The organism is Bacillus salacetis (assembly GCF_049177075.1).
Classification (GTDB): domain Bacteria; phylum Bacillota; class Bacilli; order Bacillales; family Bacillaceae_B; genus Rossellomorea; species Rossellomorea salacetis_A.
The window spans coordinates 3708074-3732921 of record NZ_CP185377.1 but is presented as its reverse complement, the minus strand read 5'-3'; the positions used below and the strand labels follow the sequence as shown (position 1 = coordinate 3732921).

Below are 24848 nucleotides of genomic sequence, written 5' to 3'. Positions count from 1 at the left end.
TTCCTCACACTTCCTTTCTACATTGTTGTCGTGGCTTGTCCTGTGTTACCTTGGTTTAAATGGGAAAGAATCTGCTCATAATGACGCTGGTGCAATTGACCGCATTTATCAAGTTCTGCTTTCAGTTCAGGGTCCTGGCAGTGGCTGGCCGCAAAATGGGCTTTTTTCATTGCCAGCAAGTTCCATGAAAGCATATCATTTAAGTATAGAGAATCCTTGGTCGTTAATACTTGCGGGGGCTGCTGCATCGTGCCCTGCTGCTGATTGCTTTGCTGCTGTTGCATAATGTTCCCTCCTTTGATTTTTGCAAAGTTATTGTTCCTCCTGCATGCTCACATATACACTAAATGACAAAAACCGATAAAATTTTTCTTTTCGATGTTTGAACTATATTCAAAAACGGATAAAGGTGATAATATAAATTTATAAAATTGGAACCGATTTAAGGGGCAATTAGTCCTCGTTGACGACCTCAGCCACTTGATTGCGGACATCCAGACTAACTTAAAAGAAACCGCTTTCATAGTGAAGCAAATGTTACAGGGGGTAAATGACATGGAACAATTGATGCGTAACTTCTTTTTATTCTTGTCAAAGAATAAACCATTAACGAAAGTAGCGAAGAAATATGGTTTGCGCTTCGGGGCAGCCCGATTTGTGGCTGGTGAATCCATTGACCTCGCTGTCGAAGCAATCAAAGGATTGAATGAACAGGGATTATCCGTAACGATCGATTATCTTGGAGAGTTCATTGATAACGAAGCGGAAGCAAACGAAATGGCCGATCAGTGTATCGAAGCCATCAAAGCAATTGGACGGGAACGGATCGACTCACAGCTTTCGTTGAAGATGACATCGATGGGACTGGATCTTTCAGAAGAAATCGTCATGAACAACATGAGACGAATCCTTGAGGTCGCACAGGAGTATGGTGTATTCGTAACAATCGATATGGAGGATTACTCCAGGTGCGGTAAAACGATCGACATCTTCAAAAGGCTCAAATCTGAGTATGATAACGTCGGGACTGTTATCCAGGCATATTTGTTCAGAACAGAGAAAGATATGGAAGTGCTGAATGAATATTCTCCAAATCTCCGTCTCGTTAAAGGAGCTTATAAAGAATCGCCGTTAGTGGCTTTTCCTGACAAAAAGGATGTAGATGAGAATTTCAAAAAAATCATCAAGATGCATCTGCTGAACGGAAACTACACTGCGGTAGCGACCCACGATGATGCGATGATCGAGTATACGAAACAGATTGTTGAAGAATACAATATCCCTCATGATCAATTCGAGTTCCAGATGCTTTATGGAATCCGCGTGGAAAGACAGCTGGAGCTTGCCAAAGAAGGATACAAAATGCGCGTGTATGTTCCATACGGTACGGACTGGTACGGTTATTTCATGCGCCGCCTTGCCGAAAGACCTGCAAACGTAGCGTTTGTATTGAAGGGTGTCATCAATAAGTAATTTGCGAGATTAGCAGAATTTCAGATATAAATTTAAAGACCGCTTCAGTTTTTATACTGAAGCGGTCTTTAGTGTTTAGTTCAGCTTGGCTCAGGCTCACCTTTACCAGGCAGGATGTCTGCTTCTCAAGGGCAAGGAAGAGCAATCCCAGGGCCGAAAGTGTCTTGAGGGCGCTCCTCAAGGACGTGAACAGGAAATTCCGAGTTCGAAATTGTCTTTGAGGAAGCTGCTCAAGGACAAGAACAGGAAACTTCGAGCGCAAAAGTGTCTTGAGATTGCAGCTCAAGAACATAAACAGGAAGTCCTGAGCTCAAAAGTGTCTTGAAGGAGCTCCTAAAGAACATTTAAAAGAAGAATCCAGACCTCTTAAAGTTTTAAGAAAACTTTGCTTATTGTTTTTTGTATTGATTGTTTTGGCTGTTTACCTTTCCGCCGCCGTCAAGCTCTACAGTCGGGCCGGCATCGCCTTTCACACTTGCTGCGCTGACACCTGCTTTTGATGGGTTTTTCTTTCTTTTTGCCATGATTATCACCTCCATTTTTAGATTTTCCAAAAGAGGCCAAAAGATTATTTTTAGAAAATTTATCATTTTTTAAACTTTAAGATATTGCAGTCTTTGGTAAAATCTTATATATTAGAAGTAACAAAACTCATTCGTGATTTTTTTTGAAGAGAAAATGAATGAGTGTTCATTCAAGTAGTAAAAAGGGGGAAAAAACATTGGCTCGTAAAATTCAAAAAGCAGCGGTATTGGGATCGGGAGTTATGGGTTCGGGCATTGCAGCCCACCTGGCGAATATCGGCATACCTGCTTTGCTGCTGGATATAGTACCACGTGAGTTAACGGATAAAGAAAAAGCAAAAGGGCTGACTTTGGAAGACAAGGCGGTCCGCAACAGGATGAGTGAAGGAGCTCTGCAGAAGCTGTTGAAGCAGAAACCGGCTCCGCTTACTTCAAAGAAGAATCTTGCTTTGATCGAAGCAGGGAACTTTGAAGACGATATGGAGAAATTAAGTGATTGCGACTGGATCATTGAAGTGGTCGTGGAGAACCTGGATATTAAGAAAAAGGTCTTCGAAAACGTCGAGAAACATAGAAAACAAGGGAGCATCATCAGCTCGAATACATCCGGAATTTCAATTGAGGCTATGTCAGAAGGGCGCTCAGAAGATTTCCAAAAGCATTTCCTGGGAACGCACTTCTTTAATCCGCCTCGTTACCTGAAGCTTCTTGAAGTCATCCCAACAGAAAAAACGGATCCTGAAGTACTTTCCTTCATCAAAACATTTGGGGAAGATGTACTTGGAAAAGGAGTTGTCCTAGCGAAAGATACACCAAACTTCATCGCAAACCGAATCGGTACTTACGGTCTCCTGGTCACGGTCCAGGAAATGCTGAAAAGCGGGATAAGTGTAGGTGAAGTGGATTCCATTACAGGTCCGGCAATCGGCCGTCCTAAGAGCGCAACATTCCGGACATTGGATGTTGTAGGATTGGATACTTTCGCTCACGTGGCGAAGAATGTCTATGACCAGGTTGAGGGAGAAGAAAAGAACGTATTTGAAATTCCGGCATTCATGCAAAAGATGCTCGACAACGGATGGCTTGGATCGAAAAGCGGTCAGGGCTTTTACCTGAAACAAGGAAAAGAGATCCTTGAACTTGATACAGAAACACTTGAGTACGGTCCCCGTAAAAAGTTGAAAACAGCATCAACAGAATTAAGCAAGCAGGAAAAAGGCCTTCCAAACAAAATGAAAGCGCTTGTATATGCAGATGACAAAGCTGGTACATTCCTGTGGAATATCCTTTCACCCGTCCTTCTTTATTCTGCGGAACTACTTGGTACCATTGCCGATGATATCGTGGCAATTGACCAGGCGATGAAATGGGGCTTTGGCTGGCAGCTGGGACCTTTTGAAACATGGGACAGCATCGGTCTTGAGAAATCAGTGGGCAAAATGAAAGAAGAAGGCAAAGAAGTACCGGCATGGATTTCAGAAATGCTTGAAGCGGGTCATAGTTCATTCTATAAGGAAGAAGACGGAGAAAAGTACTTCTACCATAATGGCGAATACAACAAAATTGAGAGAAATCCTAAAGTCATAGATTTAAAGCTTTTGAAGAAGCAAGGAAAAGTGATCAAGAAAAACTCCGGTGCAAGCCTGATTGATATCGGGGATGGCATCGCCCTTCTTGAATTCCATTCTCCGAACAATTCAATCGGTTTGGATATCGTCCAAATGATCAACTACTCCATTGAAGAAGTGGAGAAAAACTTCAAAGGGCTTGTCATCGGAAACCAGGGCAAAAACTTCTGTGTCGGTGCAAACCTGGCGATGATTTTGATGGAAGCACAGGATGACAATATCTTTGAACTGGAAATGGTCGTCAGAAACTTCCAGCAGGCGATGATGAATATCAAATACAGTAAAAAACCTGTCGTGGCAGCGCCGTTTGGCATGACACTTGGCGGCGGTTCGGAAGTATGTCTGCCGGCAGCCCATATACAGGCTTCCATGGAAACCTACATGGGCCTTGTTGAAGCCGGTGTCGGCCTCATTCCGGGCGGCGGCGGAAACAAAGAATTGTATATTAAACACCTGAATATGATGCCTGAAGGAATCGAGTTTGATTTACAAAAGGTTGCCAACAAGGTATTCGAAACAATTGCCATGGCAAAGGTGTCAACATCAGGAGACGAAGCGAGAGACAATAACTTCTTATCCAATTCAGATGGTGTGAGTGCGAATGGAGATCATCTTTTATACGATGCAAAACAGGCAGCACTGGCATTAAGTGAAAGCGGCTACACACCTCCGGTCAGAAGAAAGATTCCGGTTGTCGGTGAGACAGGTTATGCAGCACTGATTTTAGGAGCACAGGCAATGTTTAATTCCGGCTATATTTCTGAACATGATCTTGTGATTGCGAAAAAGTTGGCCTACGTGATTGCGGGAGGAAAACTTCCTTTTGGAACGGAAGTCGATGAACAGTATCTCCTTGATCTTGAAAAAGAAGCATTCTTAAGCCTGGTTGCACAGCCGAAATCACAGCAGCGCATGCAGCACATGCTGGTAAAAGGGAAACCGCTGCGTAACTAATCATAATTTTAACTAGAAATGGGGGAAGAACATGCGTGAAGCGGTAATAGTAGCTGGCGCCCGTACACCGGTCGGAAAAGCAAACAAAGGGACCCTGGCAACGGTCAGACCTGATGACCTGGGTGCGCTGGTTGTAAAGGAAACACTAAAAAGAGCGGGAAATTATGAAGGTAATATAGATGATCTGATTATCGGCTGTGCCATGCCGGAAGCCGAACAGGGCTTGAATATGGCAAGAAATATCGGCGGATTGGCGGGACTTCCACATAATGTCCCGGCCATCACCATTAACCGTTACTGTTCTTCAGGTCTGCAATCCATTGCTTATGCAGCCGAGAAAATCATGCTCGGCCATTCGGATACAGCTATTGCAGGAGGCGCGGAATCCATGAGCCTTGTGCCTTTGATGGGGCATGTAGTACGCCCGAATGCGAAGCTTGCAGAAACGGCTCCTCAATACTATATGAGCATGGGGCATACGGCGGAGGAAGTGGCGAAGAAGTTCGGCATTTCCAGGGAAGACCAGGATGCTTTTGCGGTTAGAAGCCATGAAAAGGCGGCTAGAGCAATCGCGGAAGGGCGATTCCAGGATGAAATCGTCCCAGTGGATGTGACACTTCGTTCGGTAAATGAACAGAACAAAGTAGTAGAAAAAAATATCACCTTTACGACAGATGAAGGGGTCAGACCTGGAACGAACCAGGAAGTCCTTTCAAAACTTCGTCCGGTCTTTAATGTAAAAGGGTCAGTAACGGCAGGAAACTCTTCACAAACAAGTGATGGGGCCGCTGCAGTCATGGTCATGGACCGTGAAAAGGCAAATTCCCTTGGCTTGGCGCCGATGGCTAAATTCAGATCATTCGCTGTAGCAGGGGTGCCGCCGGAGATCATGGGTGTAGGTCCAGTAGAAGCAATTCCAAAAGCGTTAAAAATGGCAGGACTTCAATTGGAGGACATCGGGCTGTTTGAATTGAATGAAGCCTTTGCTTCTCAATCCATCCAGGTCATCCGCCAGCTTGGCTTGAATGAAGATATTGTGAACGTCAACGGTGGAGCAATTGCCCTGGGTCATCCGCTTGGCTGTTCCGGAACAAAACTGACTCTTTCTTTAGTGCACGAAATGAAGAGAAGAAATGTTCAATTTGGTGTTGTAACAATGTGCATCGGCGGAGGAATGGGAGCTGCCGGAGTATTTGAACTGATCAGCTAATTATGAGGGGGCTCGAAACCGGGCCCTCGGTATTATCGATAAACTGTTTTTTTAACAAAGGGAGGAAAACCAGATGACAAACCAAACAGATAAGTTGGTAAAAGGCGGCAGCTTCATTATTGAGGATGTTTCATACGAAAATGTGTTTACACCTGAAGATTATACGGATGAACAGAAAATGATCGCCAAAACGTCAGAAGATTTTGTAGTAAAGGAAGTCGTACCGCAGGTCGAGCACATTGAAAATCATGAATTTGACCGTTCCGTCAAGCTGCTTAAAAAAGCTGGGGAACTTGGCCTTCTAGGTGCGGATGTTCCGGAAGAATATGGCGGACTTGGACTTGATAAAGTAAGTTCAGCCCTTATTTCTGAAAAAATGTCCACTGCCGGCGGTTTCTCCATCACTCATGGTGCGCATGTTGGAATTGGATCGCTTCCAATCGTTTTATTCGGTAATGAAGAGCAAAAGCAGAAATACCTTCCAGTTTTAGCGACAGGTGAGAAAATTGCAGCTTACGCTTTGACAGAGCCGGGTTCAGGTTCTGACGCTCTTGGCGCAAAAACGACAGCTAAGCTTAATGAAGCTGGAACGCATTATGTATTGAATGGTGAAAAGCAATGGATCACGAATGCTGGTTTCGCTGATGTATTCGTTGTTTATGCGAAAATCGATGGTGAGCAATTCTCTGCCTTTATCGTAGAGCGCGAATACCCGGGAGTATCCACAGGTGCAGAAGAAAAGAAAATGGGGATCAAGAGCTCTTCAACCCGTACATTGATCCTTGAAGATGCAGAGGTGCCAGTTGAAAATCTTCTTGGAGAAGCAGGGAAAGGACATATCATTGCCTTCAATATCCTGAACATCGGTCGTTACAAGCTGGGGGTAGGTGCAGTAGGCGGAAGTAAACGGGCAATGGAAGTTACAATTAAGTATGCAAACCAGCGCCAGCAGTTCAAGACTCCGATCTCATCTTTCAACCTGACGAAAGAAAAGTTTGCTACGATGGCCGCAAAGCTGTATGCGACTGAGAGCTCTGTTTACCGTACTGTAGGTCTTTTTGAAGACCGCATGAGCAGATTGACGGATGAAGAGATCAAGAATGGTACAGAAGTAGCCAAGTCGATTGCTGAGTATGCCATTGAGTGTTCAATGAATAAAGTGTTCGCGACGGAAACCCTTGATTATATCGTGGATGAAGGCGTACAGATCCATGGCGGATACGGTTTCATGCAAGAGTATGAGATTGAAAGAGCATACCGTGATTCCCGTATCAACCGTATCTTTGAAGGAACGAATGAAATCAACCGTCTCCTGGTTCCCGGCACTTATGTCCGTAAGGCATTGAAAGGTGAACTTCCTTTATTCCAGAAAGCACAGGCTCTTCAGGAAGAACTGATGATGCTTATGCCGGAAGAAGTGGGCGACGCACCGCTTGAACAGGAAAAATACCTTGTGAAAAATGCGAAGAAGATCGGTCTTTTGATTGCAGGTCTTGCTGCACAGAAATACGGCAAAGCCCTTGAAAAAGAGCAGGAGATCCTTGTGAACATCGCTGATATCATCTCCAACGCTTATGCAATGGAATCCGCCGTCCTTCGTACAGAAAAGGCGATTGCAAAAGACGGAGTGGAGAAATCCAAGCAGAAGCTTCTTTACACACAAATCTTCTGTCAGGAAGCATTCAATGAAATCGAAGCACATGCAAAAGAAACATTGGTTGCTGCCGAACAGGGTGATTCATTAAGAATGATGCTGTCCGCTCTTCGTAAGTTCACCCGCTACACGCCGCTTAACACGATTGCGTTAAAGCGTGAAGCGTCTGAAAAGTTAATTGAAGCAGAGCGTTATGTACTGTAATAATTAATCCAGAACCGGCCTTCCTGTGGAGGCCGGTTTTTTGCGGTGTGGTTTTGTCGGTTGTTGTCGATTGGCCGATATTCGACAGGGAATGGTTGATAAGTGACAAAGTATGGTTGATATTCGACACAAAACCGTTGATAAACAACAAGATTTGGCCGATATACGACAAAACTCCAGATCACTGCTTTCCGATAAAATGAATTCTTCTGGCAAATACTACATACAAAAATCACTTGCACTAAAGTGAAAAACAAATTATTATATGTTTAAACGTTTAAACATTTAATAAGAGGTGACGATAGATGAATAATAAAGCAGTGGTAATTACAGGTGCATCAAGCGGTTTAGGAGTAGAGTTTGCCAAGCAGTTCGCCGGCAGGAATTTTGATCTTGTCTTAACGGCAAGAAGTGAAAATAAGTTAAATGAATTAGCTCGTGAATTGGAAGGAAAGCATGGAATCAACGTTCATATTGTACCCCTGGACTTATCGCGTTCCGGTTCAGCCAAAAAGCTGTATGAGGCTGTAAAAGCCCTTGAGGTAACTGCGGAAATCCTGATCAATAATGCAGGATTTGGCTTATTCGGTGAATTTGAGGATACTGAGATGCAGAAAGAATTAGATATGATTGAAGTCAATATCACGGCTCTAACTGAACTTACAAAGTACTTTGGAAAAGACATGGTGGCCAGAAAAAGCGGAAAAATCTTAAACGTGGCATCAACGGCAGCTTTTCAGCCTGGTCCTTTGATGGCGGTCTACTATGCTACAAAAGCGTATGTTCTTTCTCTCTCAGAAGCATTGGCCAATGAATGGAATGACAGCGGCGTCAAAGTGGCTGCACTATGTCCAGGAGCTACGGAGACAGGCTTCAGTAACACAGCGGAGCTCGGTCAGTCCAAACTGTTTCAAAGCGGCGTCATGCAAGCGGATGAGGTAGTTGCACAAGCTGTTAAATCCCTGCTGGAAACGAACAAAACGGTTATAGTCCCAGGTTTTAAAAATAAAATGCTGGCCAATTCGATCCGTTTCATGCCAAGAAAGATGGTCACTTCCGTTGTCCGCAAGGTGCAGGAACGTATATAATGTGAGATAAGATCGTAAAGAGGGAAGGAATGCTAAATTGGGTCAAAAAGCGATGGGTACATTTCGAAAGTGTATACCTTTATTTCAAGCATTGAGTGATCCCTACAGACAGGACATCATCCTCCTGCTTGCGGAAAAAGAGCCGTTGACCGTAAATGAGATTACGGAAAATCTTACATTATCCAGACCGGCAGTTTCTCACCACTTGAAAATTCTAAGAGATCAGCAATTGGTGACAACCGTGCAAAAAGGTACTCAAAGATTTTATTCCCTTGCTCTGGATCAGGCCGTCGAAGAATTAAAGGAACTGATCGATACAGTGGAAAACACTTGCACCTGATAGAAAAAAATCCCTTGATATCCTGTTTCGAATCTTTGCAGGATATCGAGGAATATTGTCGAATTAGTTATTGGTTGAAGAGGACAACTTTTGGAAGGGTGGTGAATACATGGCAATCACGTTTTATTCATATCCCAAATGCGGAACATGCCGAAAAGCAAAGAAGTGGCTTGAAGAGAACAATAAGGAGTTTAATGAAATACATATTGTCGATAATCCTCCCTCTAAGGAGGAATTAAAAAGCCTCTACGAAAAAAGCGGGCTTCCTTTAAAAAAGTTCTTTAACACCAGCGGGAAAAAGTATCGTGAACTTGGATTGAAAGACAAGGTGAACACCTCCTCTGATGAGGAATTGCTGGATATTCTGGCAAGCGACGGCATGCTGGTCAAACGGCCTTTAGCCGCCGAAGGAACAACTGTGACAGCAGGATTCAAAGAAGAGACATACGAGAATGCGTGGAATTAAATTTTTGGCAAGGTTTTCTTGCTTTTATAGTAGGAATTGTGTCAATATTGATGTGAATATAGCAATGGAGGGATAGGAATGAGCGCACCAAAAGAACTTCGTTATTCTGAAGAACATGAGTGGGTAAAAGTTGAAGGGGAAAAAGTACGTATCGGAATCACTGAATTTGCACAATCAGAATTAGGGGATATCGTATTCGTTGAACTTCCTGAAGAGGGAGATGAAATCACAGCCAACGAGCCATTCGGAAGTGTGGAATCTGTAAAGACAGTTTCTGAATTATACGCTCCAGTAAGCGGTAAAGTCGTTGAAGTTAATACTGATCTTGATGACAGCCCTGAATTCGTTAATGAATCACCATACGAAAAAGCATGGATGGTCGTTGTTGAGCTTTCTGATGCTTCTGAAGTAGACAAGCTGATGACTGCAGAACAGTATGATGAAATGATCAAAGAGAACTAATATTATTTACAAAACCCTCCAGCAGTCCCGGAGGGTTTTGTTTTGCTTTTTGGGCACGATAGTAATACATACTTGCATAAGGGGGATTTAAAATGCTTAAACCCAAAAAGCTGGATGTAACACAGCGTGTGACAGGGAAGTTGGTTGAAGGACAGCTTCATTTGTTTCTTGATGAACAGTTAGTAGGTAAAATGGATCTTTCCGATTCAGCTGAAAAGCTTCAATTAGAACCGAATTTTGAGGCTTCAGGAAACCAAATTATTCAAAACTATATGACACCTGATGATGCCGAACCTCGTTACACTGATTGTGACGAAGGCGGATGGTGCTGAAAAAGGGTAGAGGCTTCTACTCTTTTTCTGTATTCATATCTCAGTGAATCCGAAGAGTTTTTCTTTGCAATCCCCGGTGAAAAGCGAGACAATAATCTGTAATAACGAAATACCTGTTATGAAAAGAGTGAATTCAATGGAGACATTTGATGATAAAGTCATTATCGTCGAGGGGACTACTGATAGGAAAAAAGTGAAAGAGATTGTAAAGGAACCTGTTGAAATCATTTGTACAAATGGAACCATCAGCATCACAAAACTCGATGAGCTGGTGGATGAATTATTCAACCGGGATGTATATATACTTGTAGATGCCGATGAAAGCGGGGAGAAGCTCCGCAAGTTATTCAAGAGGGAATTCCCCGAGGCCGAGCATTTATATATAGACCGGATGTACAAAGAGGTGGCAGCCGCTCCCGAATATCATCTAGCTTCCATCCTCATAGCGGCTAACATAGATGTCCACACTGAATTTCTGGAAAAAAGGACGTAATGTGATTGATGAAGAATAAGCAGCTGCTGGAGCAAATTGAAAATAAAATCAACGAACAGGAACATACTGCATTTTATCTTTATACACCTATGTGCGGTACATGCATGGTTGCAGGAAGAATGGTCGATATCACGGAAAAAATGTTCCCGCAGATCCATTTTATAAAAGCCGATTTAAATTACATTCCATCCATCGCAGACCGATATTCGGTGGAAAGTGTACCGTGTATGCTGCTCTTTAATAAAGGGGTCCTTATAAACAAGATATATGCCTTCCATTCTGTTCCGTATCTTCATGAACAGCTAAATCAACTTACAAGCACTGATTCCGGATAAGGGATCGGTTTTTTTTTTTTGACTTTCTTTTACATATTTCTCGGGAAATTCTGCTTCGCGTTCAACATTTAGTCAGAATCGACACAATCATGCATTCCTGTTCAGAAGTTGTCGAGCACTTGCAAGAGGATTTCTACCCAAAAGGTGGAAATTAGTATACAAGAGAACAGACTAAGGGGATGAGCGATTGGAAAAAGAAATCGTAAGGATGCTGGAAGAGTGTAAAACGAGATATCATTTAAAAGCATTGATGCCCGATACACCTTTTATAGTCGCTTTTGATAACGGGGTTGAGGTGAAGATGGTTTCCTTTGGAAGAAATATCGAGCTCTCCATTGTAAAAGAAAAGAATTGCGAATCAGACTTAACTGTTAAAGGAAGTCCGGGATTGATAAATGATCTGCTGGATGGAAGAGAGAGACTGTCAGTCCTTTCGAGCAGACAGGAAATAGCTGTCACCGGGACATACAGGGGTCTGTTATTTGTGGAATCTGTCTTAACGTTATGCAGAATTTATGACACAGAACCTGTAGTAGTGTAGAGATGAATTTTTTTAAAAAAAGTTATTGACAGTCCATGAAAAGCCATGTAAAATCACATTCAGAAGTTAAGAAAACTTTTATCCTTTAAAGGATTAATTGAATAAAGCGAGTTTCTTGCTCTTATCGAGAGAGGTGGAGGGATGTGCCCTGCGAAGCCCGGCAACCGTCAACAATGTTGAAATGGTGCCAATTCACACAAAGCTGTAGTGCTTTGGAAGATGAGAGAAAGGTGAATGATATATTTTCATGCCTTTCTGCTCATTGCAGGAAGGCATTTTTAATTTAGGAAGACCGTTTCTAATCCAAATGATGTTTAGGAATGATTCTGAAGTAAATAATAAGACAGCAATGCTATGACAACGGCACTTAAACCTACTAATCTTATAGGTTTAGTGAGGAAGAGGTGAGGTATTTGATAAATATTTCGAATGTAAGTAAAATCTTCAAAGGCAAAAAAGGGTCCATATCAGCCGTGGATGATGTGAACCTGAAAATAGATGACGGTGAAATATTCGGGGTGATCGGATACAGCGGCGCCGGAAAAAGCACACTGATCCGGATGTTGAACGGTCTCGAAATTCCAAGTGAAGGGACCATTGATGTCAATGGCCATATCGTTTCAAAGGTAAAAGGACAGAAGCTGAGAAACGCGCGCCATGAAATCTCGATGATTTTTCAGCATTTCAACCTTTTGTGGTCGAGGACTGTAAGAGACAATATTGCATTTCCATTGGAGATTACGAATGTCCCGAAGGCAGAACGAAATAGAAGAGTTGAGGAGTTAATTGAGCTGGTTGGATTAAAGGGGCGGGAGGATGCCTATCCTTCGCAGCTGAGCGGCGGACAGAAGCAGCGTGTGGGTATCGCACGTGCGCTGGCCAACAACCCTAAAGTCCTGTTATGCGATGAAGCGACTTCAGCGCTTGACCCGGAAACAACGGATTCCATTCTTGACCTGCTGGTTGATATTAATAAACGCCTGGGTCTTACAATTGTCCTGATTACCCATGAAATGAAAGTGATCCAGAAAATCTGCCATCGGGTAGCGGTAATGGAGAATGGTAAGGTTGTTGAATTGGGGGATGTTCTTGAAGTGTTCAAAAACCCTCAGCAGAAAATCACTCAGCGCTTTGTCAGTGAAGTCTCTGAAACTGGAAATACAAAAGAAACAATTGAGAATCTGGTTTCCCACTATCCAGAAGGAAAGATTGTCAAACTAACCTTTGTAGGGGAGCAGACTGAGCAGCCTCTTATCACGAGTCTGATCAAGAATTTTGACATCAACGCCAATATCCTCCAGGGAAGCATTTCGCAGACACAAGGAGGTTCATACGGAACACTGTTTCTTCAATTGACAGGTTCTGACGAAGAGAAGGCAGTTGAATATTTGAAACAGCAAACAGTTGGGATTGAGGTGATTAATCATGATTGAAACACTCTTTCCGAACGTTGACTGGGAAAAAATGTGGGAGGCGTCACTTGAGACACTCTACATGACGGGAATGTCCGTTGCGATTACGCTCGTATTGGGAATTATTCTTGGACTTTTATTGTTTTTGACATCTCCAAATAACATCTGGGAAAACAAGGCGGTTTATGCGGTAACAAGTGCTGTGGTTAACATTTTCCGTTCAATCCCGTTCATTATCCTGATCGTTCTATTAATCCCGTTTACGAAGTTTCTCCTTGGAACCATTCGCGGAGCCAATGCTGCGCTCCCTGCCCTTATCATAGGAGCGGCGCCATTCTATGCCAGGATGGTGGAAATTGCCCTGAGGGAAGTTAACAAGGGGGTCATCGAGGCAGCAAAATCGATGGGAGCGAAAACATCGACGATCATTTGGAAGGTACTGCTTCCGGAATCAATGCCGGCATTGATATCAGGAATCACCGTAACGGCGATAGCCCTGGTCGGTTTTACAGCAATGGCGGGTGTCATCGGTGCAGGAGGCCTTGGGAACTTGGCATACCTGGATGGATTCCAGCGGAGCCGTGATGATGTGACGCTGGCCGCCACGATCATCATTTTGATCATCGTCTTTATCATTCAGTTGATTGGCAATATATTGACGAAAGCAATCGATAAAAGATAAAAAACACTTTAAAGAAAGAAGGAGAAAAAATGAAAAAATTAATTGCAGGTTTATTTACAGCAGCAAGTATCTTTACACTGGGAGCATGCGGTACAGCAGATGATGAAGGAAGCCAAGGCAACGGCGGCGGAGAAGAAGCGAAAGAAATAACAGTCGGTGCTTCTAACATCCCTCATGCTGAGATTCTTGAAAAAGCAAAGCCGATTCTTGAAGAAGAAGGAATCGAACTGAACATCGAAACTTATCAGGACTACGTACTTCCAAACAAAGATTTGGAAAGCGGCGAAATTGACGCCAACTACTTCCAGCATATTCCATACCTTGAGTCTCAAAAAGAAGAACATGGGTATGATTTCGTTAATGCCGGCGGGATTCACATCGAGCCTATCGGAGTATACTCTAAGAAATACGATTCTCTAGAAGAACTTCCAGAAGGTGCGACTATCCTTATGAGTAACTCAGTGGCAGACCACGGACGTATCCTTACTCTATTGGAAGCAAAAGGCCTGATCACTCTTAAAGAGGGCGTTGAAAAGACAGCTGCAACCCTTGAGGACATTGCAGAAAATCCAAAGAACCTTCAATTCGATTATGAATACGAAGCAGCTCTTCTTCCTCAGTTATATGAAAATGAAGAAGGTGACGCAGTGCTGATCAACTCTAACTATGCCATCGATTCAGGGTTGAACCCGCTTGAAGATTCAATCGCAATCGAAGACAAAGATTCACCATACGTAAACGTAATTGCTGTAAACAGCGGTGATGAAGACAACGAAGCAGTTAAAGCTCTTGTAGAAGTTCTTCGTTCAGAAGAAATCCAGGACTTCATTTTGGAAGAGTGGGGCGGTGCAGTCGTTCCGGTTAAAGAGTAATATAATTTTGAAAAACAGCCCTTTCTTTTAGAAGGGGCTGTTTTTTTGATTGAACCTTTAACGTAAAAAAGGCTGTAATATTAACATAAACTCATACCCTTTTGCTCATACTATTTTTGAATTGGACATTAACAGAAATGGAGCTGGAGCAAATGGAAATGGATTTCAGAAATTCAACAGAAGCTGCTCTGCATCACTATAAGCAGGGATTGGGCACATTCACTCAAAAAATGCCTGAACTGGCACATCATTATAATGCATTCACAGAGCAATGTTTTAAAGAAGGCGTTCTTTCGCAAAAAGAAAAGCAGCTTATTGCACTTGGAATCAGCTTGTACTCGCAAGATGAATACTGCATCATCTACCATACAAAAGGCTGTGTAGACCAAGGCTGTACAGAAGAGGAAATTCTTGAAGCGGTTGGAGTTACGGCTGCATTTGGCGGCGGAGCAGCAATGAGCCAGGCAGTGACGCTTGTCCAGGAATCAATCGTAGAATTGAATCAACTTAAACAATAGCCCTAAAGAAGCTGACAGCCTATGTCAGCTTTTTGTAATTTGAAAGGGCTGTCATTTTCAAAATGGAAGTATATCGTGGGAATATTGTGAAAATATAAGGTGGAGTGATACCAGCTTTTTGAAAACGTCTGTCAACTCCGCTAAATACTGGTAATCATTCGAAATGCGTTTTGTTTTTAAAACACGCGGGTAGTATCATTGTAGACGTAGTTAAAAACTTGAAAGGAATGATTCATTATCAACGACTCTCTGAATATGGAGTATACGAATGAAATGGAAAAGGCGATGCATGGAGCTCACGGAGTTGGCTATGAAACCTATAAGAGGAAGCATGATGTTCGTATGCGAGTGGAAAAGAGAAGAGAGAATGAATATATCGAAAGCAGAAGAATGATTGCTGATTTAGATCGTAAAGTACACGCTAACATATAACAGCCATATAATAGGAAGAAACTAGGGGAAAGCCGGTGTGGAGTCACGCCGGCTTTTCTTTATGTTTACTGTTAGGCTAATGTTTGTTAATCTTATTCAAGTAGAGAAATAAAAGAAGAGTTCTGTAAAACCGTTTGCTTCAGAATATACATTTGTACATGATTAAAGCATGGGAAGCAAACAATATAAAGGGTCATTTAGATGAGATTTCATATCCTTTATACTCGGCTCAAACAGTTGCTTATAGCTTTTATTTGTTATAAGATTGTAATGAGAATAAATTGAGAATGGTTAAAAACAAACTTTCTTATAAAGTCACGGAGGTATAATAATGGCAGGTTCAACTTTAACAATTAAAGATCTTCATGTTGAGATTGAAGGTAAAGAGATATTAAAAGGTGTAAACCTTGAAATTAAGGGTGGAGAAATCCATGCGGTAATGGGACCTAACGGAACGGGTAAGTCCACTTTATCTTCAGCAATCATGGGACATCCTAAATATGAAGTAACAAAAGGCAGCATCACATTTGATGGAGAAGATGTACTTGAAATGGAAGTAGACGAGCGTGCAAGAGTGGGTCTTTTCCTTGCAATGCAGTATCCAAGTGAAATCAGCGGTGTGACAAACGCAGACTTCTTGCGTTCAGCGATCAACAGCCGTCGTGAAGAAGGACAGGAAATTTCCCTTATGAAATTCATCCGTACAATGGATTCCAATATGGAAGAACTTGAAATGGATCCGGAAATGGCGCAGCGTTACCTGAACGAAGGTTTCTCCGGCGGTGAGAAAAAACGTAATGAGATCCTTCAAATGATGATGATTCAGCCTAAGATTGCCATCCTTGATGAAATTGATTCCGGTTTGGACATCGATGCTTTGAAAATCGTTTCAAAAGGTATCAACAAGATGCGTGGAGAAGATTTCGGATGCTTAATCATTACCCACTATCAGCGTCTGCTTAACTACATCACTCCAGATAAAGTACACGTTATGATGCAGGGACGTGTTGTGAAATCAGGCGGACCGGAGCTTGCGAAGCGCCTTGAGTCTGAAGGTTATGACTGGATCAAAGAAGAGTTAGGTATCAAAGACGAAACTGTCGGCCAAGAAGCGTAAGCGTTAGGGGGATTAATATGACTGTAGAAACGAAACTACCAGTAGAAAAGGATTATTTGGACTCCTTTTCAAAAGGTCAGGGAGAACCTGCATGGTTTTCTGACCTTCGTGCCCAGGCTTTGACTAAAGCTGGGGAATTGGAGCTTCCTAAACCAGATAAAACAAAAATCACAAAGTGGAACTTCACTGAGTTTAAGCAGCATACAGTTGAAAGCAAACCTTACGAGAATCTAAGTGAGCTTCCTGAAGCTGCAAAAGCATTGGTTGATCTGGACAATGAAAACAACAATTTATATGTACAGCGCAACAATACTCCTGCTTACTTGACTCTTTCTCAAGAGCTGAAGGATAAAGGAGTTATTTTCACTGATATCTTGACTGCTGTTAAAGAACATGGTGACTTGGTGCAGAAGTATTTCATGAAGGAAGGCGTCAAGGTTGATGAGCATAAATTGACGGCCCTTCATGCTGCATTGGTTAACGGGGGAGCATTTTTATATGTTCCGAAAAATGTCGAAGTAGAACAGCCGATTCAAGCTGTCTATATCCAGGACAATGCAGATACTACTCTCTTCAACCATGTATTGGTTGTTGCGGATGACAACAGCTCTGTAACGTATGTAGAGAACTATGTTTCTACGACAGATGTTGAAGAAGGTATCTACAACATCGTTACTGAAGTTTTCGCGAACAATAATGCAAAAGTGACTTACGGAGCGGTAGATAATCTTGCAAGCGGCATTACGACGTATGTAAACCGCAGGGGAACAGCTGCAAGGGATGCCCGCATTGATTGGGCTCTTGGCTTGATGAATGATGGAGATACCATTTCAGAAAATATCACCAACCTTATGGGTGACGGTTCTTATGCTGATACAAAGACAGTTGTAGTCGGACGTGGAAAGCAGAAACAGAACTTCACTACAAAAGTTGTCCACTTCGGTAAAAACTCCGAAGGATACATCCTTAAGCACGGTGTTATGAAGGATGAAGCATCTTCTATCTTTAACGGTATCGGTAAAATTGAACATGGTGCATCAAAATCAAACGCAGAACAGGAGTCCCGTGTCCTTATGTTAAGTGAGAAAGCACGAGGAGATGCCAACCCAATCCTGTTGATCGACGAAGATGATGTTACTGCAGGGCATGCTGCATCAGTTGGACGCGTAGATCCATTACAGCTTTACTACTTGATGAGCCGCGGAATTCCTAAACATGAGGCTGAACGTTTGGTTATCCACGGGTTCCTGGCACCGGTTGTAAACCAGCTTCCGATTGAAGGAGTTAAAAAGCAGCTGACTGAGGTTATCGAAAGGAAAGTAAATTAATGAATGCCAAAGAGATTCGTAAGTACTTTCCGATTCTCGACCAGGAAGTCAACGGACATCCATTAGTTTACCTTGATAGTGCTGCCACTTCCCAAAAGCCCGTGCAAGTCATAGAAGCTTTGGATAAGTACTACCGTGAATACAACTCGAATGTTCACCGCGGTGTCCATACACTTGGAACCAGGGCAACAGACGGCTATGAAGGTGCCCGCGAGAAGGTCCGCAAGTTCATCAATGCGGCTTCAACAGAAGAAATCATCTTTACCCGCGGTACAACGACGGCGATTAACACCGTTGCAGCCAGCTATGGAAGGGCAAATGTCGGTGAAGGTGATGAAATCGTGATCTCTCACATGGAGCATCACAGTAACATCATTCCTTGGCAGCAGCTTGCCAAAGAAACAGGCGCAACATTGAAATATGTACCTCTTCAAGAAGACGGGACAATTTCCATTGAAGACATTAAAGCGACGGTTACTTCAAACACAAAAATTGTGTCCATCATGAAAGTTTCCAACGTTTTGGGAACGATGAACCCGATCAAAGAGATAGCCAGGGTTGCTCATGAACATGGTGCGGTGATGATGGTTGATGGTGCCCAGGCTGCTCCTCATATGAAGGTGGATGTACAGGATCTGGACTGCGACTTCTTCGCATTCTCCGGCCACAAGATGGCAGGGCCAACAGGAATCGGTGTTCTTTACGGTAAGAAACATCTTCTTGAAAACATGGAGCCTGTTGAATTCGGCGGCGAAATGATCGATTTTGTCGGCATGTATGAATCGACTTGGAAAGAGCTTCCTTGGAAGTTCGAAGCCGGTACACCAATCATTGCAGGAGCTATCGGCCTTGGAGCAGCTATCGATTTTCTAGAGGAAATCGGTATGGATCATATCGAAAAGCATGAACATCACTTAGCTGCTTATGCGATGGAAAAGATGTCCGAAGTTGAAGGCATGACCATTTACGGAACGAAAGATCCTGCCAAGCGTGCAGGCCTTGTCACTTTCAATATCGACGATGTCCATCCTCACGATGTGGCGACTGTATTGGATGCGGAAGGAATCGCTGTCCGTGCCGGCCATCACTGTGCACAGCCCCTGATGAAGTGGCTGGAAGTGTCGGCGACTGCCCGCGCAAGCTTCTATATTTACAATACAGAAGAAGATATTGATAAACTTGTTTCAGGACTAGTGAAAACAAAGGAGTATTTCAGCGATGTCTTTTAACAATTTAGACCAATTATACAGACAGGTGATTATGGATCATTATAAAAACCCTCGCAATAAAGGCTCGCTTGAAGACGGAAGCTTGACAGTGGATATGAACAATCCTACCTGCGGCGACCGGATCCATCTCAACATGAAAGTGGAAGATGGGAAAGTGACCGATGCGAAATTCGATGGGGAAGGCTGCTCCATCTCAATGGCTTCCGCTTCAATGATGACGCAGATCGTCAAAGGCAAAGACGTTGATACAGCACTGAAGCTTTCCGAAGTTTTCTCGAATATGATGCAAGGGAAAGAATATGATGAAGATATCGACCTTGGTGATATAGAAGCCCTCCAGGGAGTGGCGAAATTCCCTGCACGGATCAAATGTGCGACACTTGCCTGGAAGGCGATGGAAAAAGGAGTCAAGGAAGGGCAGTGACCCTGAAAGATTCACATTTAGAATGGAGGAATCAACATGGCGAAAAAGATGCCTGAGATCGGAGATTATAAATATGGTTTCTCTGATAAAGACGTATCAATTTTCCGTTCAAAGCGCGGCCTTACACGTGAAATCGTTGAAGAAATTTCACGAATGAAAGAAGAGCCGCAATGGATGCTCGATTTTCGTTTGAAATCATTGGAACATTTCTATAAAATGCCTATGCCGCAATGGGGCGGAGACTTGAACGCTTTAAATTTTGACGAGATCACTTACTATGTAAAGCCTTCTGAAAAATCTGAGCGTTCATGGGATGAAGTTCCAGAAGAAATCAAACAAACATTTGATAAGCTTGGAATTCCTGAGGCAGAGCAGAAGTACCTTGCCGGTGTATCTGCACAGTACGAATCTGAGGTAGTTTACCATAACATGCAGGAAGATCTTGAAGCACAGGGTATCGTATTCAAAGATACGGATTCTGCTTTAAGAGAAAACGAAGACATCTTCCGTGAGCACTGGGCAAAAGTCATCCCTGCAACGGATAACAAGTTCGCTGCGTTGAATTCTGCTGTATGGTCCGGAGGTTCTTTCATCTATGTACCTAAAGGGATCAAAGTTGAGACACCTCTTCAAGCATACTTCCGTATCAATTCAGAGAACATGGGACAATTCGAGCGTACGCTGATCATCGTGGATGAAGGCGCAAGCGTACACTATGTAGAAGGCTGTACGGCGCCTGTCTATACAACGAATTCACTTCACTCTGCAGTTGTTGAAATTATCATTAAAAAAGATGCTTACTGCCGTTATACAACGATCCAGAACTGGGCGAACAACGTATACAACCTTGTTACGAAGCGTGCTGTTTGTGAAGCTAACGCTACAATGGAATGGGTTGACGGAAACATCGGAAGCAAGCTGACAATGAAATACCCTGCAGTCATCCTTAAAGGTGAGGGAGCAAGAGGTATGACATTGTCAATCGCGTTGGCAGGTAAAGGCCAGCACCAGGATGCGGGTGCGAAAATGACTCACCTTGCACCTAACACTTCTTCCACAATCGTTTCTAAATCGATTTCAAAACAAGGCGGTAAAGTAACATACCGTGGTATCGTTCACTTCGGCCGCAAAGCAGAAGGCGCACGCTCAAACATTGAGTGTGATACGCTGATCATGGATAACCAGTCAACTTCTGATACAATCCCTTACAATGAAATCTTGAACGACAACATTTCATTGGAACACGAAGCGAAAGTTTCGAAAGTATCTGAAGAGCAGTTATTCTACCTGATGAGCCGCGGTATTTCTGAAGAAGAAGCAACAGAAATGATCGTAATGGGCTTCATCGAGCCATTCACAAAAGAACTGCCAATGGAATACGCAGTCGAAATGAACCGCCTGATCAAGTTCGAAATGGAAGGTTCAATCGGTTAAAACAGAAATTTCCGCATGCCCCGCGCATGCGGTTTTTTTTGTGTGCGGCAAATTCGGGGCGTGACAGTCACAACTCGGTTTTTGTCGAATGACCGATAAATCCTGATAATCGCTGATAAAATCCCGAAATCGCCGATAAATCATTAGAATCGCCGATAAACTGCCGGAAATCGCTGATAAATCCAAAAAATCGCCGATAAATCCCCCGGCACCTCCTATCCCAGCCAAAGCCCAACCGGTTGCCCATCCTGAGCAAACAGTGGTATGTTTAGTATGACTGAATTGGATTTTCATCTTTGCTTTTCGGGTAAAGATGTATTACATATAAACTAGTCATATTATTTCTAAAATATGGTTTTTGTGAACTCAGTGATGACATTCATATTCGTAGGTTGATTGGAGCGGATGCTGTGCGACCTCCTGCGGGAATAGCGGGACAGGTGAGACCCCGCAGGCGCAGCCGAGGAGGCTCACCGCCCGCCCCGCGGAGTCGCGCAGCTGGAGCGGAAAGCAACTATCTTTAGAAATGGACCTTTCGAAAAAATAAAAAAGTACAAAACGAAACGGGGTGCTGTTTTGATATATATCGGATTAACCGGATGGGGGGACCATGATTCGCTGTATAGCAACACATCACAAAGGGATAAGCTGAAAGAGTATTCCGCTCATTTTCCGATTGTTGAAGTGGACTCTACCTTTTATGCCGTGCAGCCATTGCGAAATGCGGAAAAATGGGTGAAGGAGACCCCTGCATCATTCCGATTCATTGTAAAGGCCTATCAGGGAATGACAGGACACAACAGAGGCGATATCCCTTTCAAAAGCAAAGAGGAAATGTTCAAAGCCTTTCGGGATTCGCTTAAACCTTATGTAGATGCGAATAAGCTGGCGATGGTGCTCCTGCAGTTCCCTCCATGGTTTGACTGCAAAAAAGAAAATGTGGATTATCTGAGGTACTGTAAAGAGATGCTTCCGGACCTGCCGCTTGCCTTGGAGTTCCGGCACCAGTCCTGGTTTTATCCTCAGTTTAAAGAAAGGACCCTTTCTTTCATGAGGGAAGAAGGGTGGATTCACAGCATTTGCGATGAGCCTCAATCAGGAGAAGGCTCTGTACCGACCGTTCTCCAGGCAACACGGGATGACATAACTCTCATCCGTTTCCATGGAAGAAATGTACATGGATGGCAGAAGCCTAACGGGGATAACTGGCGGGAGGTCCGCTATCTTTATCGGTATAACGAAAAAGAGCTGTTGGAATGGAAAGACAAGCTTCAAATGTTAAAAGATCAAACGGAAGATATTTATATCGTATTCAATAATAATTCCGGCGGAGATGCGGCAGACAATGCCAAGCAGTTCCTGGATATGCTGGATATACAATATACGGACCTTGCCCCGAGACAGCTTGACTTGTTTTAATGGCTTGTGTTCTTGAATTGCGTTAATTAGATTTGGAGATGACAACATGGAATGGATTGTTTTAGTGCTGATTGGCCTGTTTGCAGGAGCCCTGGGTTCCCTGGTCGGATTGGGCGGGGGAGTGATCATAGTCCCTGCGCTTGTTTACTTTGGGGGCTATACATCATTGCTGGAAGACTTAGGTCCGCAAGTAGCAGTGGGGACATCATTGATCATCATGATTTTTACAGGCCTATCATCAACTTTATCCTATGTTAAACATAAGACGGTGGACTATAAAAGCGGCCTGTTGTTTTTTGCGGGGGCCGGGCCCGGCTCGATCATCGGGGCGATAGTAAACAAGTCCTTTAATATGGAATCATTCAATTTATATTTTGGTGTTTTTATGATCCTGGTTTCTTTTATCTTGATGATCAGAAACAGGATCAAACCAATTGAAACGTTTAAAACGAGCAGTTATCAGCGGAGTTTTACAGATGCTGAGGGTACAGAGTATACATATGGATTTCCACCTTTTCTGGGTGTGGCGATTGCGTTTGTTGTTGGGTTTACCTCAGGTTTATTCGGTATCGGCGGCGGTTCGTTGATGGTGCCGGCCATGATCTTGATTTTCCTGTTTCCTCCCCATGTTGCGGTGGCTACCTCGATGTTTATGGTATTTTTATCTGCTTTGGTCAGTTCAGCCACGCATATTTATTTAGGGAATATCAACTGGCTGTATGCTTTGGCAATCATACCTGGTGCCTGGTTCGGCGCAAAGGGAGGAGCGTATTTGAATTCAAAGCTGCAGTCGGCGGCACTGGTCAATATCCTTCGTATTATATTGGTATTGATCGGAATCAGACTTGTCTATCAAGGGCTTACAGGTTGATTTAGTGTACGGAAGAAGGGTGAAAGAGTGAAAGAAACTATTCATATTTATCATACGAATGATTTGCACAGTCATTTTGAAAATTGGCCTCGCATCCGTGATTTTCTTAAATTGAGAAAGCAATGGCATAAGGACGCCGATGATGAGGTTTTCATGTTTGACATCGGGGACCATATAGACCGATGGCATCCTTATTCAGAAGGAACCTTGGGAAAAGGGAACGTGGAAATGCTGAATGAAGTCGGATACGATGCGGTCACGATTGGAAATAACGAAGGGATCACCTTCTCTTATGAAGAACTGGACAGCCTCTATGAAAATGCAGAATTCGATGTGTTGCTTGCTAACCTGTATACGAAGGATCATAAGCTTCCTTCGTGGGCCAAACCGTATCAACTTTATGAGACAAAATCAGGGTACAAATTAGGTGTTCTGGGATTGACAGCTCATTTTGCTCCTTTTTATAAACCGTTGGGGTGGAATATTTATTCTCCAATGGACCAGCTGAGCTTTTGGCTGAAAGAGCTTCAGCCACAAGCAGACATGATTGTACTCCTGTCCCATCTGGGGATCAGAGACGATGAATGGATTGCTGGAAAGTTCCCTGAAGTGGATATCATCCTTGGCGCACATACCCATCATATTTTTCATGAGGGGAAAGAAATGAATGGGACCCTTATGGGGGCCGGGGGAAAACATGGGAATTACGTGGGCCATATTATGTTGGAACTGGATACCGAGTCAAAGAAGATCATTTCCCGGAAAGCTCAGTTGTATGAACAGGACCGCCTGCCGGTCTCAGAAAATGAAGAAAAGCAAATCAAAGAGTGGCATGATAAAGGACAGGAATTGTTAAATGACACGGTTGTGGTTCTGAAAAAAGATATGGAATCAGACTGGTTTAAGCCATCAATCCTTCCTCAATTGCTGTCGGACGGCCTAATGGAGTGGTGTGAAGCGGACTGTGCTTTTCTGAATGCCGGCCTGGTGTTGGAAGGGCTGCCGAAGGGTGAAGTTTCGCGGTTTGATATTCACAGGATCCTGCCGCATCCAATCAATCCCTGTGTCATTAAACTGAAAGGCTCTGAACTCAAGGAAGTGATAAAAGCAACAAGAGATGAAGAGCTGCATCATCTGCAGGTAAAAGGACTGGGGTTCCGCGGGAAGATCATGGGTGAGTTTGTCTACAGCTCAATCTCATTTGGAAAAGACATTCAGCATATATCGATCAACGGAGAACAGATTGATCCAAATAAAACCTATCAGCTGGCTACAACGGATATGTTTACATTCGGCCATTTCTTTCCGGAACTGAACAGGGCTGAAAAACACTACTACATGCCGGAATTTTTACGGGATGTGCTGACCTGGAAGCTGAAAACAGTGAACGGTCTGTGAGCCCTCAC

27 protein-coding genes and 1 riboswitch are annotated in these 24848 nt (G+C 43.4%); of the genes, 25 read left to right on the top strand and 2 right to left on the bottom strand.

The window, feature by feature from the left end:
- Positions 1-17: 17 nt before the first annotated feature.
- Positions 18-284, bottom strand: coding sequence for a hypothetical protein (locus ACOJQI_RS19500; RefSeq protein WP_421381208.1), 267 nt, complete (start codon positions 282-284; stop codon positions 18-20).
- A 271-nt stretch (positions 285-555) separates the two neighbouring features.
- Between ACOJQI_RS19500 and ACOJQI_RS19495 the strand changes: the two genes are divergently transcribed.
- On the top strand, positions 556-1473 hold the full coding sequence (locus ACOJQI_RS19495) for a proline dehydrogenase family protein (RefSeq protein ID WP_421381206.1): 918 nt from the start codon (positions 556-558) through the stop codon (positions 1471-1473).
- A gap of 389 nt (positions 1474-1862) precedes the next feature.
- Here ACOJQI_RS19495 and ACOJQI_RS19490 read toward each other — a convergent pair whose 3' ends face one another.
- On the bottom strand, positions 1863-1997 hold the full coding sequence (locus ACOJQI_RS19490; RefSeq protein ID WP_421381204.1) for a YuzL family protein: 135 nt from the start codon (positions 1995-1997) through the stop codon (positions 1863-1865).
- Between the two features lie 197 nt (positions 1998-2194).
- Here ACOJQI_RS19490 and ACOJQI_RS19485 point away from each other — a divergent pair, with 197 nt between their 5' ends.
- The 24 genes from ACOJQI_RS19485 to ACOJQI_RS19370 all read left to right on the top strand — a co-directional run bounded on the left by ACOJQI_RS19485 (position 2195) and on the right by ACOJQI_RS19370 (position 24840).
- Entirely contained in the window at positions 2195-4579 is a 2385-nt protein-coding gene (locus tag ACOJQI_RS19485; RefSeq protein ID WP_421381202.1) for a 3-hydroxyacyl-CoA dehydrogenase NAD-binding domain-containing protein, read from the top strand.
- Between the two features lie 31 nt (positions 4580-4610).
- Positions 4611-5789 carry an acetyl-CoA C-acetyltransferase gene (locus ACOJQI_RS19480; protein WP_421381200.1) on the top strand — a complete coding sequence of 393 codons (1179 nt, stop codon included), beginning with the start codon at positions 4611-4613 and terminating at the stop codon, positions 5787-5789.
- A 73-nt stretch (positions 5790-5862) separates the two neighbouring features.
- Positions 5863-7647 (top strand): acyl-CoA dehydrogenase family protein, encoded by a 1785-nt coding sequence (locus tag ACOJQI_RS19475; RefSeq protein WP_421381198.1) that lies wholly within the window; start codon positions 5863-5865, stop codon positions 7645-7647.
- A gap of 305 nt (positions 7648-7952) precedes the next feature.
- The gene (locus tag ACOJQI_RS19470; protein ID WP_421381196.1) at positions 7953-8735 is read left to right on the top strand and encodes an SDR family NAD(P)-dependent oxidoreductase; all 783 of its coding nucleotides are present in this window, start codon (positions 7953-7955) and stop codon (positions 8733-8735) included.
- 37 nt (positions 8736-8772) lie between these two features.
- Positions 8773-9075 carry an ArsR/SmtB family transcription factor gene (locus ACOJQI_RS19465; protein WP_421381194.1) on the top strand — a complete coding sequence of 101 codons (303 nt, stop codon included), beginning with the start codon at positions 8773-8775 and terminating at the stop codon, positions 9073-9075.
- 109 nt (positions 9076-9184) lie between these two features.
- Complete coding sequence (locus ACOJQI_RS19460) at positions 9185-9541, top strand: arsenate reductase family protein (protein ID WP_421381192.1); 357 nt, start codon at positions 9185-9187, stop codon at positions 9539-9541.
- 78 nt (positions 9542-9619) lie between these two features.
- On the top strand, positions 9620-10003 hold the full coding sequence (gene gcvH / locus ACOJQI_RS19455) for a glycine cleavage system protein GcvH (protein ID WP_421381190.1): 384 nt from the start codon (positions 9620-9622) through the stop codon (positions 10001-10003).
- A gap of 92 nt (positions 10004-10095) precedes the next feature.
- A complete protein-coding gene (locus tag ACOJQI_RS19450; RefSeq protein ID WP_421381188.1) occupies positions 10096-10335 on the top strand; it encodes a DUF2553 family protein in 240 nt (79 codons plus the stop codon).
- A 136-nt stretch (positions 10336-10471) separates the two neighbouring features.
- Positions 10472-10828 carry a toprim domain-containing protein gene (locus tag ACOJQI_RS19445; protein WP_421381186.1) on the top strand — a complete coding sequence of 119 codons (357 nt, stop codon included), beginning with the start codon at positions 10472-10474 and terminating at the stop codon, positions 10826-10828.
- 8 nt (positions 10829-10836) lie between these two features.
- Positions 10837-11163, top strand: a complete 327-nt coding sequence (locus tag ACOJQI_RS19440; RefSeq protein ID WP_421385519.1) for a thioredoxin family protein — start codon at positions 10837-10839, stop codon at positions 11161-11163.
- A gap of 187 nt (positions 11164-11350) precedes the next feature.
- Positions 11351-11704 carry a hypothetical protein gene (locus ACOJQI_RS19435; protein WP_421381184.1) on the top strand — a complete coding sequence of 118 codons (354 nt, stop codon included), beginning with the start codon at positions 11351-11353 and terminating at the stop codon, positions 11702-11704.
- A 118-nt stretch (positions 11705-11822) separates the two neighbouring features.
- A riboswitch (SAM riboswitch) is annotated at positions 11823-11930 on the top strand.
- A 187-nt stretch (positions 11931-12117) separates the two neighbouring features.
- The gene (locus ACOJQI_RS19430) at positions 12118-13137 is read left to right on the top strand and encodes a methionine ABC transporter ATP-binding protein (protein WP_421381182.1); all 1020 of its coding nucleotides are present in this window, start codon (positions 12118-12120) and stop codon (positions 13135-13137) included.
- Positions 13130-13798 (top strand): methionine ABC transporter permease, encoded by a 669-nt coding sequence (locus ACOJQI_RS19425; RefSeq protein WP_421381179.1) that lies wholly within the window; start codon positions 13130-13132, stop codon positions 13796-13798. Before ACOJQI_RS19430 ends, ACOJQI_RS19425 begins: the two co-directional genes overlap by 8 nt.
- Before the next feature lie 29 nt (positions 13799-13827).
- Positions 13828-14670, top strand: coding sequence for a MetQ/NlpA family ABC transporter substrate-binding protein (locus tag ACOJQI_RS19420; RefSeq protein WP_421381177.1), 843 nt, complete (start codon positions 13828-13830; stop codon positions 14668-14670).
- Between the two features lie 152 nt (positions 14671-14822).
- Positions 14823-15188: a carboxymuconolactone decarboxylase family protein gene (locus ACOJQI_RS19415; protein WP_421381175.1), complete on the top strand. Its 366-nt coding sequence runs from the start codon at positions 14823-14825 to the stop codon at positions 15186-15188.
- A gap of 273 nt (positions 15189-15461) precedes the next feature.
- Positions 15462-15620 carry a hypothetical protein gene (locus ACOJQI_RS19410; RefSeq protein WP_421381173.1) on the top strand — a complete coding sequence of 53 codons (159 nt, stop codon included), beginning with the start codon at positions 15462-15464 and terminating at the stop codon, positions 15618-15620.
- A gap of 331 nt (positions 15621-15951) precedes the next feature.
- The gene (gene sufC, locus ACOJQI_RS19405) at positions 15952-16737 is read left to right on the top strand and encodes a Fe-S cluster assembly ATPase SufC (RefSeq protein WP_421381171.1); all 786 of its coding nucleotides are present in this window, start codon (positions 15952-15954) and stop codon (positions 16735-16737) included.
- 17 nt (positions 16738-16754) lie between these two features.
- Complete coding sequence (gene sufD / locus ACOJQI_RS19400; RefSeq protein WP_421381169.1) at positions 16755-18065, top strand: Fe-S cluster assembly protein SufD; 1311 nt, start codon at positions 16755-16757, stop codon at positions 18063-18065.
- Complete coding sequence (locus ACOJQI_RS19395) at positions 18065-19294, top strand: cysteine desulfurase (protein WP_421381167.1); 1230 nt, start codon at positions 18065-18067, stop codon at positions 19292-19294. The genes sufD and ACOJQI_RS19395 overlap by 1 nt, the downstream gene beginning before the upstream one ends.
- A complete protein-coding gene (gene sufU / locus ACOJQI_RS19390) occupies positions 19284-19718 on the top strand; it encodes a Fe-S cluster assembly sulfur transfer protein SufU (RefSeq protein ID WP_421381165.1) in 435 nt (144 codons plus the stop codon). The genes ACOJQI_RS19395 and sufU overlap by 11 nt, the downstream gene beginning before the upstream one ends.
- 36 nt (positions 19719-19754) lie before the next feature.
- Positions 19755-21152 (top strand): Fe-S cluster assembly protein SufB, encoded by a 1398-nt coding sequence (gene sufB / locus ACOJQI_RS19385; protein WP_421381163.1) that lies wholly within the window; start codon positions 19755-19757, stop codon positions 21150-21152.
- A 576-nt stretch (positions 21153-21728) separates the two neighbouring features.
- Complete coding sequence (locus ACOJQI_RS19380; protein ID WP_421381161.1) at positions 21729-22571, top strand: DUF72 domain-containing protein; 843 nt, start codon at positions 21729-21731, stop codon at positions 22569-22571.
- A gap of 46 nt (positions 22572-22617) precedes the next feature.
- Positions 22618-23442 (top strand): sulfite exporter TauE/SafE family protein, encoded by an 825-nt coding sequence (locus tag ACOJQI_RS19375; protein ID WP_421381159.1) that lies wholly within the window; start codon positions 22618-22620, stop codon positions 23440-23442.
- 27 nt (positions 23443-23469) lie between these two features.
- The gene (locus ACOJQI_RS19370; RefSeq protein WP_421381157.1) at positions 23470-24840 is read left to right on the top strand and encodes a bifunctional metallophosphatase/5'-nucleotidase; all 1371 of its coding nucleotides are present in this window, start codon (positions 23470-23472) and stop codon (positions 24838-24840) included.
- Positions 24841-24848 lie beyond the last annotated feature (8 nt).

Excerpts from the sequence above, each read along its gene's own strand:
- ACOJQI_RS19500 (WP_421381208.1), bottom strand. The coding sequence starts at position 284 with ATGCAACAGCAGCAAAGCAATCAGCAGCAGGGCACGATGCAGCAGCCC.
- ACOJQI_RS19495 (WP_421381206.1), top strand. The coding sequence starts at position 556 with ATGGAACAATTGATGCGTAACTTCTTTTTATTCTTGTCAAAGAATAAA.
- ACOJQI_RS19490 (WP_421381204.1), bottom strand. The coding sequence starts at position 1,997 with ATGGCAAAAAGAAAGAAAAACCCATCAAAAGCAGGTGTCAGCGCAGCA.
- ACOJQI_RS19480 (WP_421381200.1), top strand. The coding sequence starts at position 4,611 with ATGCGTGAAGCGGTAATAGTAGCTGGCGCCCGTACACCGGTCGGAAAA.
- ACOJQI_RS19475 (WP_421381198.1), top strand. The coding sequence starts at position 5,863 with ATGACAAACCAAACAGATAAGTTGGTAAAAGGCGGCAGCTTCATTATT.
- ACOJQI_RS19470 (WP_421381196.1), top strand. The coding sequence starts at position 7,953 with ATGAATAATAAAGCAGTGGTAATTACAGGTGCATCAAGCGGTTTAGGA.
- ACOJQI_RS19460 (WP_421381192.1), top strand. The coding sequence starts at position 9,185 with ATGGCAATCACGTTTTATTCATATCCCAAATGCGGAACATGCCGAAAA.
- gcvH (WP_421381190.1), top strand. The coding sequence starts at position 9,620 with ATGAGCGCACCAAAAGAACTTCGTTATTCTGAAGAACATGAGTGGGTA.
- ACOJQI_RS19450 (WP_421381188.1), top strand. The coding sequence starts at position 10,096 with ATGCTTAAACCCAAAAAGCTGGATGTAACACAGCGTGTGACAGGGAAG.
- ACOJQI_RS19445 (WP_421381186.1), top strand. The coding sequence starts at position 10,472 with ATGGAGACATTTGATGATAAAGTCATTATCGTCGAGGGGACTACTGAT.
- ACOJQI_RS19440 (WP_421385519.1), top strand. The coding sequence starts at position 10,837 with ATGAAGAATAAGCAGCTGCTGGAGCAAATTGAAAATAAAATCAACGAA.
- ACOJQI_RS19425 (WP_421381179.1), top strand. The coding sequence starts at position 13,130 with ATGATTGAAACACTCTTTCCGAACGTTGACTGGGAAAAAATGTGGGAG.
- ACOJQI_RS19420 (WP_421381177.1), top strand. The coding sequence starts at position 13,828 with ATGAAAAAATTAATTGCAGGTTTATTTACAGCAGCAAGTATCTTTACA.
- ACOJQI_RS19415 (WP_421381175.1), top strand. The coding sequence starts at position 14,823 with ATGGAAATGGATTTCAGAAATTCAACAGAAGCTGCTCTGCATCACTAT.
- ACOJQI_RS19410 (WP_421381173.1), top strand. The coding sequence starts at position 15,462 with ATGGAAAAGGCGATGCATGGAGCTCACGGAGTTGGCTATGAAACCTAT.
- sufC (WP_421381171.1), top strand. The coding sequence starts at position 15,952 with ATGGCAGGTTCAACTTTAACAATTAAAGATCTTCATGTTGAGATTGAA.
- sufD (WP_421381169.1), top strand. The coding sequence starts at position 16,755 with ATGACTGTAGAAACGAAACTACCAGTAGAAAAGGATTATTTGGACTCC.
- ACOJQI_RS19395 (WP_421381167.1), top strand. The coding sequence starts at position 18,065 with ATGAATGCCAAAGAGATTCGTAAGTACTTTCCGATTCTCGACCAGGAA.
- sufU (WP_421381165.1), top strand. The coding sequence starts at position 19,284 with ATGTCTTTTAACAATTTAGACCAATTATACAGACAGGTGATTATGGAT.
- sufB (WP_421381163.1), top strand. The coding sequence starts at position 19,755 with ATGGCGAAAAAGATGCCTGAGATCGGAGATTATAAATATGGTTTCTCT.
- ACOJQI_RS19375 (WP_421381159.1), top strand. The coding sequence starts at position 22,618 with ATGGAATGGATTGTTTTAGTGCTGATTGGCCTGTTTGCAGGAGCCCTG.